The 13,351-nt window shown below is 68.3% G+C and carries 12 protein-coding genes; 4 read left to right on the plus strand and 8 right to left on the minus strand.

Translation table 11 applies throughout. The features are described 5' to 3' along the window. Positions 1-49: 49 nt before the first annotated feature. A complete protein-coding gene (locus LA521A_RS18280) occupies positions 50-388 on the minus strand; it encodes a P-II family nitrogen regulator (RefSeq protein WP_206862090.1) in 339 nt (112 codons plus the stop codon). A gap of 188 nt (positions 389-576) precedes the next feature. Here LA521A_RS18280 and ubiK point away from each other — a divergent pair, with 188 nt between their 5' ends. Together ubiK and LA521A_RS18290 are read left to right on the plus strand one after the other, a co-directional pair. Further along, complete coding sequence (gene ubiK, locus LA521A_RS18285) at positions 577-855, plus strand: ubiquinone biosynthesis accessory factor UbiK (protein ID WP_281780252.1); 279 nt, start codon at positions 577-579, stop codon at positions 853-855. Positions 856-871: 16 nt separating this feature from the next. Next, entirely contained in the window at positions 872-2,386 is a 1,515-nt protein-coding gene (locus LA521A_RS18290) for a YifB family Mg chelatase-like AAA ATPase (RefSeq protein WP_281780253.1), read from the plus strand. Positions 2,387-2,418: 32 nt separating this feature from the next. Here LA521A_RS18290 and LA521A_RS18295 read toward each other — a convergent pair whose 3' ends face one another. The 3 genes from LA521A_RS18295 to LA521A_RS18305 all read right to left on the minus strand — a co-directional run bounded on the left by LA521A_RS18295 (position 2,419) and on the right by LA521A_RS18305 (position 4,781). After that, a complete protein-coding gene (locus LA521A_RS18295; RefSeq protein WP_281780254.1) occupies positions 2,419-2,901 on the minus strand; it encodes a hypothetical protein in 483 nt (160 codons plus the stop codon). Between the two features lie 66 nt (positions 2,902-2,967). Next, complete coding sequence (locus LA521A_RS18300) at positions 2,968-3,441, minus strand: hypothetical protein (protein WP_281780255.1); 474 nt, start codon at positions 3,439-3,441, stop codon at positions 2,968-2,970. Positions 3,442-3,605: 164 nt separating this feature from the next. Further along, positions 3,606-4,781, minus strand: coding sequence for a putative peptide maturation dehydrogenase (locus LA521A_RS18305; RefSeq protein WP_281780256.1), 1,176 nt, complete (start codon positions 4,779-4,781; stop codon positions 3,606-3,608). Positions 4,782-5,014: 233 nt separating this feature from the next. Between LA521A_RS18305 and LA521A_RS18310 the strand changes: the two genes are divergently transcribed. Continuing rightward, positions 5,015-5,362 carry an NHLP-related RiPP peptide gene (locus tag LA521A_RS18310; RefSeq protein WP_281780257.1) on the plus strand — a complete coding sequence of 116 codons (348 nt, stop codon included), beginning with the start codon at positions 5,015-5,017 and terminating at the stop codon, positions 5,360-5,362. 39 nt (positions 5,363-5,401) lie between these two features. Here the strand turns inward: LA521A_RS18310 and LA521A_RS18315 are convergent, their stop codons facing one another. The 4 genes from LA521A_RS18315 to aceB form a co-directional block, all read right to left on the minus strand. Then, complete coding sequence (locus LA521A_RS18315; protein WP_281780258.1) at positions 5,402-7,885, minus strand: putative peptide modification system cyclase; 2,484 nt, start codon at positions 7,883-7,885, stop codon at positions 5,402-5,404. Between the two features lie 25 nt (positions 7,886-7,910). After that, a complete protein-coding gene (locus LA521A_RS18320) occupies positions 7,911-8,963 on the minus strand; it encodes a GGDEF domain-containing protein (protein WP_281780259.1) in 1,053 nt (350 codons plus the stop codon). 318 nt (positions 8,964-9,281) lie between these two features. Next, positions 9,282-10,583, minus strand: coding sequence for an isocitrate lyase (gene aceA, locus LA521A_RS18325; RefSeq protein ID WP_281780260.1), 1,302 nt, complete (start codon positions 10,581-10,583; stop codon positions 9,282-9,284). 68 nt (positions 10,584-10,651) lie between these two features. Next, on the minus strand, positions 10,652-12,256 hold the full coding sequence (aceB, locus tag LA521A_RS18330; RefSeq protein WP_281780261.1) for a malate synthase A: 1,605 nt from the start codon (positions 12,254-12,256) through the stop codon (positions 10,652-10,654). Between the two features lie 110 nt (positions 12,257-12,366). On the opposite strand from aceB, the gene LA521A_RS18335 reads away from it, so the two are divergent. Beyond that, positions 12,367-13,335, plus strand: coding sequence for a LysR family transcriptional regulator (locus tag LA521A_RS18335; RefSeq protein WP_281780262.1), 969 nt, complete (start codon positions 12,367-12,369; stop codon positions 13,333-13,335). Positions 13,336-13,351 lie beyond the last annotated feature (16 nt).

Here is a 13,351-nt window from a genome sequence, read left to right on the forward strand (position 1 = left end):
GTTTCATGCAGGCCGACGCGGCGCCGGGCCGGCCGCTGGCGCTGGCGCGTTACAGCGCGTCGGCGTCCATCTCGCCGGTGCGGATGCGCACGGCGCGTTCCAGGTCCCACACGAAGATCTTGCCGTCGCCGATCTTGCCGGTGCCGGCGGCCTTCATGATCGCCTCGACCACGGCGTCGACCTGCTCGTCGGTCACCGCGACCTCGAGCTTGATCTTCGGCAGGAAGTCCACGACGTACTCGGCGCCGCGGTAGAGCTCGGTGTGGCCTTTCTGGCGCCCGAAGCCCTTCACCTCGGTCGCGGTGATGCCCGCCACGCCGGCCTCGGCGAGCGCCTCGCGCACGTCGTCGAGCTTAAACGGCTTGATCACCGCCATGACCATCTTCATCGCTTCGTTCTCCTGCGATCGCCTTCGATCGTGGCGGAAGAATAGCGAAGGCCGTGCCGGGCCGGGTGGCCTTCGGATAGAGTGACGCAACTTTCGGACTTCCCCCACATGACGCCGCGGCCCGTGCCGACGGCGCCCTCACGCGCGAGCCCCCACTCTGGCGGGAACGCCCGAGGACCTCCCTCACCATGATCGACCTGAATCCCATCGACGACCTTGCCCGCCGCCTGAGCACCCTGGTCCCCCCGAGCGTTCGCGAGGGCCGCGAGGAATTGCAGCAGAACTTCAAGGCCGTGCTGCAGTCGGGGCTCGCCAAGCTCGATCTGGTCACGCGGGAAGAGTTCGAGGTCCAGCGCGAGGTGCTGCTGCGCACGCGCGAGAAGCTCGAAGCGCTGCAGCAGACCGTCGCCGATCTGGAAGCGCAGCTGGCGCAGTCCGAGCCGCTGACCACGACGCCGCACCACTAACCCGCGGCCACCTCCCATGAACCTGGCACTCGTGCACAGCCGTGCACGATCGGGCGTCCGTGCGCCCGCGGTACGCGTCGAAGTCCATCTGGCTGGTGGCTTGCCCGCGATGTCGATCGTCGGCTTGCCCGAGGCCGCAGTGCGCGAAGCCAAGGACCGGGTACGCGCGGCGATCCTCTGCGCACAGTTCGAATTCCCGGCGCGGCGCATCACGATCAACCTCGCACCGGCCGACCTGCCCAAGGACGGGGGCCGGTTCGACCTGCCGATCGCCCTCGGCATCCTCGCCGCGAGCGGGCAGATCCCGCTGGAAGCGCTCGGCGATGGCGAGTTCCTCGGGGAGCTCGGCCTCACCGGCGAACTGCGCGCGGTGGATGGCGTGCTCCCGGCGGCACTCGCGGCCGGTGACGCGGGACGCCGCCTCATCGTGCCGGCAGGCAACGGCGCCGAGGCGGCGCTCGCCAGCCGCGTCGAAGTGCGCACGGCCCGCACGCTGCTGGAAGTCTGCGCGCACCTCACCGGCCACAAGCCGCTACCGTTCGCCGAAGCGCCGGCGCTGGAACGCACGCCCGGGCCGGACCTTGCCGACGTCCGCGGTCAGGCGCAGGCGCGTCGGGCCCTGGAAATCGCCGCGGCCGGAGGGCACCACCTGTTGCTGATCGGCCCGCCGGGCTGCGGCAAGACGCTGCTGGCTTCGCGCCTCCCGGGCCTGTTGCCGGAGGCGACCGAAAGCGAGGCATTGGAGGCGGCGGCCATCGCCTCGGTGAGTGGGCGCGGGCTCGATCCCGCCCGCTGGCGCGAGCGCCCCTTCCGCTCGCCGCACCACACCGCAAGCGCGGTGGCGCTGGTCGGCGGCGGTGCGCAGCCGCGGCCCGGCGAGATCTCGCTCGCGCATCAGGGCGTGCTGTTCCTCGACGAGCTTCCCGAGTGGGATCGCCGCGCACTCGAAGTCCTGCGCGAGCCTTTGGAATCGGGCGTCATCACCGTCTCGCGCGCGGCGCGCAGCGCGGAGTTTCCCGCCCGGTTCCAGCTGGTCGCGGCGATGAACCCGTGCCCCTGCGGCTGGGCCGGCGATCCGTCGGGCCGTTGCCGGTGCAGTCCCGACGCGATACGACGCTATCGCGGCCGCGTGTCCGGGCCGCTGCTCGATCGCATCGACCTGCACGTCGAAGTCGCGCGCCTGCCGCCCGCTGCGCTGCGTCCCGATGCACCGGCCGGCGAATCCACGCAGACGGTGCGCGCACGCATCGTCGAGGCACGCGCGCGCCAGCATGCTCGATCGGGAAAGACGAACGCCGTGCTCGACCAGCCGGAAACCGCATCGGCTTGCCGGCTCGCCGACGCCGACCGCCTGCTGCTCGAACGTGCGGTCGATGCCCTGCAGCTGTCGGCGCGGTCGATGCACCGGATCATGCGCGTGGCGCGCACCATCGCCGACCTCGACGGCGCCGAGGTCATCGGCACCGCGCACCTGACCGAAGCCATTTCGTTGCGACGCGCCACGCGCGGCCTCGAAGCCGCGGTGGCGTGAGTTCCCTGCCGCGTCGCGTCCTACACCGGCATTCAGCCGCAGCGGTCCCCGCAGACCTTCGGGCGATCCAGGAAATCGCGGGCGCCTTCGCGCGCCTCGCGCTTCTCGGCCTCGGTGCCGCAGCGGGTGACCTTCATCGTGGTGCCCGACGTACGCTCGCGCCAGCAGACCTGCTTCTCGTCCTGCCCGGCGCGCGTGTTCTTGACCTCTGCGTTGATGCGTTCCAGCGCGTTTTCCAGTCGCACCTTCTCGTCCATCGACAACTGATCGAGCGAAGTCTTGCCGTCGGTGACCGCGAACACGTCGACCTGCGCCTTGCGGATCGCATTGACCTGGCGCGTCGTCATGCCGTCGGTCTTGCCGGCATCCAGATCGCGCTTGAGTTCCTGCTGTTGCGCGAGGATGCGGTCCAGCTTCTGCGGCGGCGCGGCCGCGTCGTCCTGCGCGAGCGCCGCGAACGACGAGCACGCGATGCCCAGGGCGAGCAGCCAGCCCCAGCGTGGTTGCTTGTTCATGCCACTCCCCCTGTCGATGTCGGTGGAGCCGGCGGGCCGGCTCCGGATGCGACGCGATCGCCGCGATCAGTTGCTCTTGCAGTCCATGCACGCGCCACGCGAATCCATCATGTTGCGTGCCGCTTCGCGCTCTTCACGCCACTGCGTGGCGGTCTTGCAGACGCGCTCCTTGCGCGTGCTGCCGAGCACCGGGCGACGCTCGCACACCAGGCGCTCGTCGTCGTCGTTGTTCACCACCGCCTCGATCCACTCCAGCGTGTTGAAGACTTCGGTCTTCTGCTGGGCGTTGAGTTCCTCGGTCGAATGCTTGCCTTCGATGGTCTGCAGCATGCGCGCCTGCTTGTTCAGCAGTTCGTTGCGCTGCGAGGTCGACAGGTCCTTGTAGCGACCGGTGCGCGCTTCCACGCCGTCGCGGATCTCGGTCTGCTGGGTACGGATGTCGTCCAGCATCAGCACGCGGCTGTCGACGGACGCGAACGCGGCCGGGGCGGCAAGCGCCAGGCCCAGGACGATGGCGGAAACAAAGCGGATGGCACGCATTGCGACAGTCCTTGTGGTGGGTCGCCAAACATAACGCGCCAGATTTGGCAATGTCGACTGCCTGCGGAGGCAAATTCGGCCGTTCAGACTCGTTGGCCCCTGCCCGGCCTTCCGGGCGGTGGCGGCCGCGTCGCTCCGCGCTCGATGCGCGACGAACGGCGCGGTCAGGCGTCCGCGCGCTGCCAGACGCGTTCGGCCGGGTCCAGTTCGGCTGTTTCCATGACCGGCCCGCGCCACCCGAAGCCGCAGATGGCCAACGCGCCCTGATGGATCGGGTCCAGGCCGAACGCCTGCTCCAGCTCGACCTCGTTGATCGCGCCGGTGATGAACGCGCCCAGCCCGGCGTCGGTTGCCGCCAGGTACAGCGTCTGCGAGAGATGTCCGCCTTCCAGCGCGACCACGCGGTACCCCTTGGCGTGGTGGCGGTATTTCCAGAAGGTCCGGTCGAAGCGCGGCGACAGCAGCACGACCACGTGCGCGTCGGCGAACCAGTGTTGCTGCGCGACCATGTCCGTCACGAACTCGCGCAGCGGCTTGTCCGGGGACGGCAGCGGTTCGAGCGCGTGTTCCTGCGACTGGTAGTGGTAGAGGCCGGGCGCCACACCGTCGACGTGCTGCACGATCAGGTAGCACTCCATCGGGTGCAGGCCGCCGCCGGAGGGCACGTTCTTCTTCAGGAACACGGTGTCGTCGGTGACGCGCACTTCCGCCTGCGCGGCGAACACGCGCTGCAGCACCTGCGCGAAAGTGTCGAACGGCAACGTGCGCGACGCATCGAAATTGCGGCATGTGGCGCGCCGTGCGAGCAGGTCGTCGAACGCGGCCGGCGCGATGCGCGGCAGGCGGATGCGCGCCTCGTCGCTTTCGCTGCGCCGGGCCGCTTCCACCGGTGGCGCGCCAAGCACTTCGCGCATCGACACCGCGGTTTCGGTGCCGCTGTCCTTCTGGTTCTGCACGGTGTCCACGCCGCTCCAGCGCGTGAACGCATGCAGCGTCGCACCGAGCGGATGCCAGTACGTGCGGCGCAGCGATTCGTCGCGCTCGCGCATGTCGGCGTGCTCGGGGGCGTCGCCGACGACCAGGCCTTCGCGCAGCAGGCGTGCGAGTACGCCCGCGTCGGCATCGATCGCATCGGCGTCGACCCACTGGCCCGGACTGAGCTCGCCGAGCAGTTCGCGCTCATCGCCATCGACTTCGACTTCCCGACCCAGGTGCGGCGCCAGCGCCAGCCAGCGTCGCTCGCGATGGAGGCCGTCGCCGCCGGTGAGCAGGATCGACAGGTCGAACCCGACCTGTTCGCGCGGTTCGAAATAGACCACTCCACAACGGCGGATGCGCATGACCGGTTCCCTGGACGTAGCCGCTACTTTGCGTGTGCATGCGGCCGGGCGAAAGAGGTCGCGCCTGCGGCGAGCCGATCGTCGCAGGTCGTCGTGCCCGGGTAGCGTTATCTCCCCGAGGGCCGTTGGCCGCGCGTCGGCGGGCGTCCTCACGCGGTTGTGACAGCAAGCACATACCGGTTAGATTTTGCCGGATTGGCCCGCAACGGGCTCTTTGACGGGGAAGATTGGGGATGAACAAGCCGCTGACCGCACCGCTGGATCCGGCCCTGGCCGACCGGCTCCTGGACCTTCTGAGCACCGACGACCTGTTCCGCGAGCGCTTCCAGCGCGATCACCTCGCGGCACTGCGTACGATTGGTTACGAGTCGCCGGCGCCGGGGCAGATGACGGCGAGCGGTGAAGTGTCGCCCCTGGTCGCGATGGAGCCCTTCCGGGATTGCCGCGTGCAGGACCTCGCGTCGAAGGAAGTCATCGCCGCCGCACGGGCGGAGATCAAGGCCATGCTGACGCAGGGCCTCTCGCAGGTGTCGCCGAAGCTCGACGCGCAGTACGACGCGTCGGCTTACCGCTTGAAGTGACATCCCGCACCCGGCCGCGGCCGGGTGCCGTCGCACGCATCACGCCTTCGGGGGCGTGATGTGGCTGTCCATGATGTTCAGCGCCTGCAGGCAGTTGCCGCACTCCAGTTCCACGTAGGCCAGGCCGCGGTGCGCCTGCAGCCACTCCGCGTGGACTTGGGCGCCACGTTCGTCGCCTGCGTCGCGGTAGGCCTGATGGAGCGCCACGCGGGTCTGGTAGCGCTCACGCCCGTCCAGATGCGGCAGCAGTTGTTTGATGGCGTCCTGCGGCTTGCCAGCCAGACGCAGCTTCTGTGCGGCCACCACGGCGCGGAACTCCGCGACGCTCGGCGCGGTGGTCAGGGTGTCGTATTCGCTCAGCTGGGCCTCGACCCGATCGGCGACACCCCCGTCGCCCAATCGCAACGCGATCAGTGCGGCGGCCAGCGCGACCTCCGCATCGTCCTGCGCGTCCGGCGTCTTGCCGTCGCCGGCGCGCAGCACGGTCAAGGACTGCTCGGCGGCTGAACGCACGTGCTCGAGCGCAGCCTGCTCGTCGCCGCTGCGCCATTCGGCCACCGCGATCGGCAGCAGGAACGCGCGGCTGTCGAAGCCGCCCTGCTTCTTCGCCATCTGCAGGCCGGCCGAGGCGTACTGCCTCGCCAGGTCCAACTTGCCTTCGTCGATCGCGATGGACGTACGCTCCAGGTAGCCGTGCCGGTCGTCCAGCGGCACCTTCGCCAGATGCTTCCACGCGTCCGCGAACTTGCGCTGCGATGCATCCACCATCGCGCGACGTCGCAATGCGCTGTCGTACCCCCCGTTAACCGCCTTGTCGAAGGACGTCGAGGCCGCCGCCAGGTCGCCAAGCGCGAGCTGTGCGCGACCCAGGCTGTCGTAGTCGATCGCGGCCGAGACGTTGTTGGGGACCAGCGAGGCCGTAGCGAACTGGATGGCTTCGTTGAACCGGTTGTCCTGGTACATCCAGATCGCCGCGTTGCTCTGCGCGGCGTCGTAATCCGGATAGAGCTTGGCGAGGTTCAGCCATTTGTCGGCGGCGCGGGCGGGCTCGTCGAAGCGCGCGATCCACGCGTCCAGGTACATCGCCTCGCGTGGCGCCAGTCGCGACTTCAACGCCTGGGCGCGCCGCAGCGCTGCGACGCCCGCTGGGGCATCGGCCTGCGAGTAATGCGAACGCATCTGGCCGATCCAGCTCAGCGCGAAGTTTGGATCCAGATCGGTCGCCTGCGTGTAGAGCTCCAGCGCCTGCGCGTAGTCGCGCTTGGCATACAGCTCCTGCGCCAGGGCGTACGCACGCAGGGCGTCGAGGTTTGCGGTGGTGACCTGCGGCAGCGGTTTGGAATCACGCTCTATTGTCTTGACGGTCTCGCCCAGCTTTTCGCGCAGCCGCGCCGTGACCGTATCGATCGACTCCAGCGCCGACGACAGGTCCGAGCCGTCCGCGGCCTCCGACAGCACGGTGGTCTGGCTGTGTGGATCGATGATCTCTGCGCTCACCCGCACCTTGCCGCCTACTTCGGCCACCGTCGGCAGGATCACGGCGCGCGCGCCGTCGCGCAGCGCGATTTCCGACGCGATGGCGCGATCGAGGATGGTGTCGGGCTTGAGCTGCATGCGCGTGAGCGTGTCGCGCGCCTTCAGGTCGCTGAGCACGTTGACGTAGCGCGACTGTTCCAGGCTGATGCGAAAGGCCTGTTCGAGCGAGTCGTCGAGCACGCTCTGGCCGGTGAGGTTGCGCAGGTCCGCGACGACCACCCAGTCGCGCTGGTTGAAGGCGATGGCCGGCGCTGGACGCGTTGCGAACCACACGCCCACGCCGATGCCGGCGATGATCGCGACCTCGGCGGCGAGCGCGGCGGGGCGACGCCACAACGGGAGGTCGCGCCACGCCTTCGGCGTGTTCGGCGGCATGCGCAGCGGTGCGATGCCCGGCTCGCCGACTTCATAGATCTGCTGGCCGTCGGGCACGCCCTTGAAGCGCCAGCGGCCGTGCGATTTCCACAGCAGGTGCTGGCCGCGTTCGCCCAGTTCGCGCGCGGCGCGATGCGCCAGCGGTTCGGCGACGGCCGACAGCAGGATCTGCCCGGGCCGTGCCATCGACATGAGGCGCGCGGCCATCGGTTTGGCGAGGCCTTCGACTTCCAGCGGCTTGGCGCCAACCTGCACGGCTTCGTCGCTGTTGCGCCACGTGAGCACTTCGCCGACGTGCAGGCCGGCACGCGCGCGCAGCTCCAGCCGGCGCGCGTCGCCCATTTCGCGCAGTTCGCGTACGTAGTCCAGGGCGAAGCCCAGGCCGTCGATGGGGCGCTCGAACAGCAGCAGCAGGCCGTCGGAGCGGTCGATCAACCGTCCGCGCCAGCGTTGCTGCAGATCCAGCACCAGTCGATCGTGGTCGCGGAACAGCGTCGCCGCCTGCACGTCGCCGATGCGCTCGACCAGCGTGGTCGAATCGCAAAGATCGGTGAGCAGCAGCGTGCGCAGCTGTGGCGCTTCGATCGAAGGGCGATGGGTCATCTCGTTCATCGCGTCCTTCCCCTCTCCGTTCGGCTCAGGCCGAAGTCAGTTCCATGTCGTGCCAATGCACGCGGTTGCCGCCCAGGCGCTTGGCCTGGTACAGCGCCGCGTCGGCGTGGGCGTAACCGTCGTTCCAGTCGTGCGTGGGGTCGATCAGGCAGGCGCCGATGCTCAGGGGGCACATCAGCGGCGTACCGTGCGACATCTGCATCAGGTTCTGCGCGGTGGAGACGATGAAGTCGCCAAAGCGCATCACCTCCTCGCGCTGGTCCGTCACCACCAGCAGGCAGAACTCGTCGCCGCCGAGGCGGCAGGCGAAGTCTTCCGGGCCGGCGACCGAGCGCAGGATGTTCGCGACACCCTGCAGCACGCGATCGCCGATGAGGTGCCCGTGGTCGTCGTTCACCTGCTTGAAGCGGTCGCAGTCCACCAGCAGCAGGCCCATGCTGCGATGCACGCGGCGCTCGCGGTGTTCCTGCAGGTGCAGCGTCAGACCGCGACGGTTGTACAGGCGCGTGAGCTCGTCCGTGCGGACGAGTTCCTCGGTCTGGTTGAGCTGGTGCGTCGCGGCGTAGAGGCTGTCGAGCGCCGACTGCAGTTCCTCGTTGCGACGACGCAGGCGGCGGATCAGGCTCTGTTCGTTCAGCACGACGCGCAGGATCGCGCGGCGCAGGAAGAACGAGACCAGTCCGGGATCGCGATCGACGAGCCGCTGGAATTCCTCATGTCGCAGCTCGATCAGCAGGCCGTCGCTGGCGGCGACCGCATCGGCGCTGCGCACGTGGTCGCCGATGAGCAGGCCGAGTTCGCCGAAGAATTCCGAAGGCCCCAGGCGCTTGCCGACGAGGTCGTCGCCGAAATCCAGGTCGACGACGCCGCGCGCGATGACGAACATCGTCGTGCCCAGTTCGCCGCGACGGAACAGCAGCTGGCCGGCTTCGACACGGCGCGGACGACCCAGTTCGGCGAACAGCTCGTATTCCGCTTCGGTAAGCACCGCCGTCGCCACATCCGCAGGCGCCGCGCTCGACTTGCCGGAGTTGATGGAATCGCGCGTCCGTAACGACGCGGCGCTGTCACGAGTCATCCAACGAGGGCCCAGTCCCTGGGGAGGCTGGAGAATAGCACCTGAACTGGATGTCTAACGGAGGACAGCGGACGGTCCGGACGGGGCGCTGCTGAATGGGGTGTAGCCGTACTCCGGCAAGGGCGGAAGCCTTAATCGGGGATGCCCGTAGCCTGCTGCTACGGGGTCGCATCCGCTCCTCTCCCGCATGCGGGAGAGGGTTCCGGGTGAGGGCGCGCTGCGAGGCGCCGTGACGGCCGCCAACGCCCTCATCCACCCTGCCGGGCCCCTTCTCCCGCACGCGGGAGAAGGGCTTTTCTTCCAAGGTGGGGCGAGGGCTTATGCCGCAGCCGCCCGCTTCTCGTGGAACTGCTCTTCCTCGGTCGAACCCTTGAGCGCGACGGTCGAGGACTGCCCGCCCTGGATCGTCTGCGTCACCGCGTCGAAGTAGCCGGTGCCGACCTCGCGCTGGTGCTTCACGGCCGTGAAGCCCTTTTCGGCGGCGGCGAACTCGGCTTCCTGCAGTTCGACGAACGCGCTCATCTGGCGGCGCGCGTAGCCGTGCGCCAGGTTGAACATGCCGTAGTTCAGGCTGTGGAAGCCGGCCAGCGTGATGAACTGGAACTTGTAACCGTAGGACGCGATTTCCCTCTGGAACTTCGCAATCGTCGCGTCGTCCAGGTTCTTCTTCCAGTTGAAGCTCGGCGAGCAGTTGTAGGCCAGCAGCTTGCCGGGGAACTTCGCGTGGATCGCCTCGGCGAACTTCCGCGCGAACTCCAGGTCCGGCTTGCCGGTTTCGCACCACACCAGGTCGGCGTACGGCGCATAGGCGAGGCCGCGGCTGATCGCCTGGTCCAGGCCCTTGCTGGTCTTGTAGAAGCCTTCGACCGTACGCTCGCCCGTGCAGAAGGGCTTGTCGTTGTCGTCGATGTCGGAGGTGATGAGGTCGGCGGCTTCGGCGTCCGTGCGCGCGACGATCAGCGTCGGCACGCCCATGACATCCGCGGCCAGGCGCGCGGCGACGAGCTTCTCGACGGCTTCGCGCGTGGGCACCAGCACCTTGCCGCCCATGTGGCCGCACTTCTTCACGCTGGCGAGCTGGTCTTCGAAATGCACGCCGGCGGCGCCGGCCTCGATCATGCCCTTCATCAGTTCGAACGCGTTGAGCACGCCGCCGAAACCGGCTTCGGCGTCGGCGACGATCGGCTGCAGGAAGTCGACATCGCCCGTGCCTTCGGCGCACTGGATCTGGTCGGCGCGCAGCAGCGTGTTGTTGATGCGACGCACGACCTGCGGCACCGAGTTCGCCGGATACAGCGACTGGTCGGGATACATCTCGCCGGCGATGTTCGCGTCCGCCGCGACCTGCCAGCCGGACAGGTAGATCGCCTTCAAACCGGCCTTCACCTGCTGCATCGCCTGGTTGCCGGTGAGCGCGCCGAGTGCATTGACGAACGGCTCGCTATGCAGCGAGTTCCACAGCTTTTGCGCGCCGAGCCTGGCGATGGAGTGCTCCACCTGCACGGTGCCGCGCAGGCGCACGACATCCTGCGGGCAGTACGGGCGCGTGATGCCGGCCCAGCGCGGGTTCGTGGCCCAGTCGTGGCGGAGTTGTTCGGCGGTCTGGAGCGTGGTGCTCATGGCGGTGTTCCTTATCGATTCGATGATGGGAGTGCGGAACAGCGGATTCGTGCAGGAATGACGCGGGCTCAGTCGAGTCGCGCGTACGCCGGCAAGGTCAGGAAGTCTTCGAGTTCGTCGGCATGCGTGAGTCGATCGAGCACGCCGATGGCTTCGTTGATGCGGCTGCCGCCCGGGATGCCCGAGCGATCGCCCAGGCGCGCCGGCAGGTTGAGGAAGGCGCGTTCGAGCAGCGCGAAATCGACCGGCGTGCCGTCGTCGAGGAACAGGCCGTCGCTATGCAGCCACTGCCACAGTTGCGTGCGCGCTATTTCCGCCGTGGCGGCGTCTTCCATCAGCCAGTGGATCGGCACGCAGCCGTTGCCGTCGAGCCACGCGGCGAGATAGCGCACGCACACTTCGACATTGCCTTCGAAACCCGTGCGCGTGATCGTGCCCAGCGAAGGCTTGATGAGGTCCTCGCGCGTGACCCACACGTCCTCGCGCAGCACGTGGCGCTGGTTCGGCGTGGGCATGCGTTCGTCGAAGATCTGCTGCGCCAGCGGGATCAGCGCCGGATGCGCGACCCACGTGCCGTCGTGGCCGGCGGTCACTTCGCGCAACTTGTCGGCGCGCACCTTCGCCAGTGCGGCTTCGTTCGCGTCGTCGTCGCCGTTGATCGGGATCTGCGCCGCCATGCCGCCCATCGCATGCGCTCCGCGCTTGTGGCAGGTCTGGATCAGCAGTTCCGAATACGCCTTGAGGAACGGCTGCGTCATCGTCACCTGCGCGCGCTCGGGCAGCACCTTGTCGCGATGCGCGCGGAAGGTCTTGATGTACGAGAACACGTAATCCCAGCGGCCGCAGTTCAGGCCGGCGATGCGCGTGCGCAGCGCGTGCAGGATCTCGTCCATCTCGAACACGGCCGGCAGCGTTTCGATCAGCACCGTGACCTTGAGCTGCCCCTGCGGCAGACGGAGCTCGCGCTCGATGTGGTCGAGCACCTCGTTCCACAGCTGCGCCTCTTCCATCGACTGCAGCTTGGGCAGGTAGAAGTACGGGCCGCGATCGAGCGCGGCGAGTTCGCGCGCGTTGTGGAACGCGAACAGCCCGAGGTCGAACAGGCTCGCCGACATCGGCGCGCCGTCGACGAGCACGTGCTTCTCGTCCAGGTGCCAGCCGCGCGGGCGGACCATCAGCACGGCCTGTTCGGCGAACGGGCGCAGCGCGTAGTGCTTGCCGGCGTCGCTGGTGAATTCGAGCGTCCCGCGAACGGCGGCGATCAGCGCGCGCTGTCCGGCGATGAGGTTCGGCCACGTCGGCGCGGTGCTGTCCTCGAAGTCGGCCATGTAGACCTTCGCGCCGGAGTTCAGCGCGTTGATGACCATCTTCGGATCGACCGGGCCGGTGATCTCGACGCGACGGTCGAGCAGCGCCTTCGGCAGCGGCGCGACCTTCCAGTCGCCGGCACGGATGGCCTGGGTGTCCTCACGGAAATCCGGCAGCCCGCCACCGTCGAAGAACGCCTGGCGTTCGCGACGTGCCTTGAGACGCGCCTGACGGGCGGTCTCGAAGCGGGTGTGCAACCCGGCCAGGAAGGTCAGCGCGGCGGGAGTGAGTACGTCCGCCTGCCCGGGGGCCTGGGCGATGACCTCGATGTCCGACTGCTGGGGCTGCGCCATGACTGCCGACATGCTGTAACTCCGTGGTAACCGTGGAGGGCCACCATGCGCCGGCGTTTGTTATTTGACAATGAAGCTTTGTCAATGCATATCATTAGTTCTGCTAATACGGATCGCTTGACATGGCCTCCAGCCCGTCCAGCACGCCCCGCTTCGCCTACAAGGGTGATCGCCTGAAGCCCCTGCGCGCGTTCTGCCAGACGGCGCGACTGGGTTCCGTGTCCCGCGCGGCGGAGGCCCTGTACCTCAGCCAGCCGGCCGTGACCCTGCAATTGCAGGCGCTGGAACGGGAAATGGGCATCCGCCTGCTCGAACGTACCGGCCGGCGCATCGCCCTGACCCGCGAAGGCCAGGAGCTGTACGACCTCGCCCGCCCGCTGGTCGAAGGCCTCGACGGCCTCGATGCGGCCTTTCACGAGCGTATCCGCGGGCTCGACGCGGGCGAACTGAACGTCGCTGCCGGCAGCTCGACGATCCTCTATCTGCTGCCGCGCATCGTCGAAGCCTTCCGCGCGGCGCATCCGGAGGTGCGGCTGAGCCTGCACAACGTCACCGGCGCCGGCGGGCTCGACCTGCTGCGCTCGGACGGTGTGGACCTCGCCGTGGGCTCGATGCTCGACGTCCCGGCAGACCTGAGCTACGAGCCGGTCTACCGCTTCGAACCCATGCTGATCACCCCGCGCGACCACCCGCTGGCGCAGAAGGCGTCGATCACGCTCGACGACCTGTCCCCGTACGGGCTGATCCTGCCGCCGCAGCGGCTTACGACGTACCGCCTGATCGACCTGGTGTTCCAGCAGAACCGCGTGCCCTACACGGTGGCGCTGGAAGTCGGCGGCTGGGAGGTCATCAAGCAGTACGTGGCGATGGGCCTGGGGATCAGCATCGTCACGGCCATCTGCCTGACCGAAGCCGATCGCGAGCGCCTTTCCGCGCGCTCGCTGGCCGAGTACTTCCCCTCGCGCACCTACGGCGTCGTGGTGCGCAAGGGCAAATATTTGTCGCCGCAGGCGCGGGCATTTGTGGAACTTATAAAGCCCGCGCTATTCGAGCGCGGCGATTATTATTCGACCGGGCAGTCCGAGCGCTGACGTTCAAGCAGGGATC

Origin of the sequence: Lysobacter auxotrophicus (genome assembly GCF_027924565.1) — a bacterium.
Lineage (GTDB): Bacteria > Pseudomonadota > Gammaproteobacteria > Xanthomonadales > Xanthomonadaceae > Lysobacter_J > Lysobacter_J auxotrophicus.

Excerpts from the sequence above, each read along its gene's own strand:
- LA521A_RS18320 (WP_281780259.1), bottom strand. The coding sequence starts at position 8,963 with ATGACTCGTGACAGCGCCGCGTCGTTACGGACGCGCGATTCCATCAAC.
- LA521A_RS18295 (WP_281780254.1), bottom strand. The coding sequence starts at position 2,901 with ATGAACAAGCAACCACGCTGGGGCTGGCTGCTCGCCCTGGGCATCGCG.
- aceA (WP_281780260.1), bottom strand. The coding sequence starts at position 10,583 with ATGAGCACCACGCTCCAGACCGCCGAACAACTCCGCCACGACTGGGCC.
- aceB (WP_281780261.1), bottom strand. The coding sequence starts at position 12,256 with ATGTCGGCAGTCATGGCGCAGCCCCAGCAGTCGGACATCGAGGTCATC.
- LA521A_RS18300 (WP_281780255.1), bottom strand. The coding sequence starts at position 3,441 with ATGCGTGCCATCCGCTTTGTTTCCGCCATCGTCCTGGGCCTGGCGCTT.
- LA521A_RS18305 (WP_281780256.1), bottom strand. The coding sequence starts at position 4,781 with ATGCGCATCCGCCGTTGTGGAGTGGTCTATTTCGAACCGCGCGAACAG.
- LA521A_RS18290 (WP_281780253.1), top strand. The coding sequence starts at position 872 with ATGAACCTGGCACTCGTGCACAGCCGTGCACGATCGGGCGTCCGTGCG.
- LA521A_RS18315 (WP_281780258.1), bottom strand. The coding sequence starts at position 7,885 with ATGAACGAGATGACCCATCGCCCTTCGATCGAAGCGCCACAGCTGCGC.
- ubiK (WP_281780252.1), top strand. The coding sequence starts at position 577 with ATGATCGACCTGAATCCCATCGACGACCTTGCCCGCCGCCTGAGCACC.
- LA521A_RS18335 (WP_281780262.1), top strand. The coding sequence starts at position 12,367 with ATGGCCTCCAGCCCGTCCAGCACGCCCCGCTTCGCCTACAAGGGTGAT.
- LA521A_RS18310 (WP_281780257.1), top strand. The coding sequence starts at position 5,015 with ATGAACAAGCCGCTGACCGCACCGCTGGATCCGGCCCTGGCCGACCGG.
- LA521A_RS18280 (WP_206862090.1), bottom strand. The coding sequence starts at position 388 with ATGAAGATGGTCATGGCGGTGATCAAGCCGTTTAAGCTCGACGACGTG.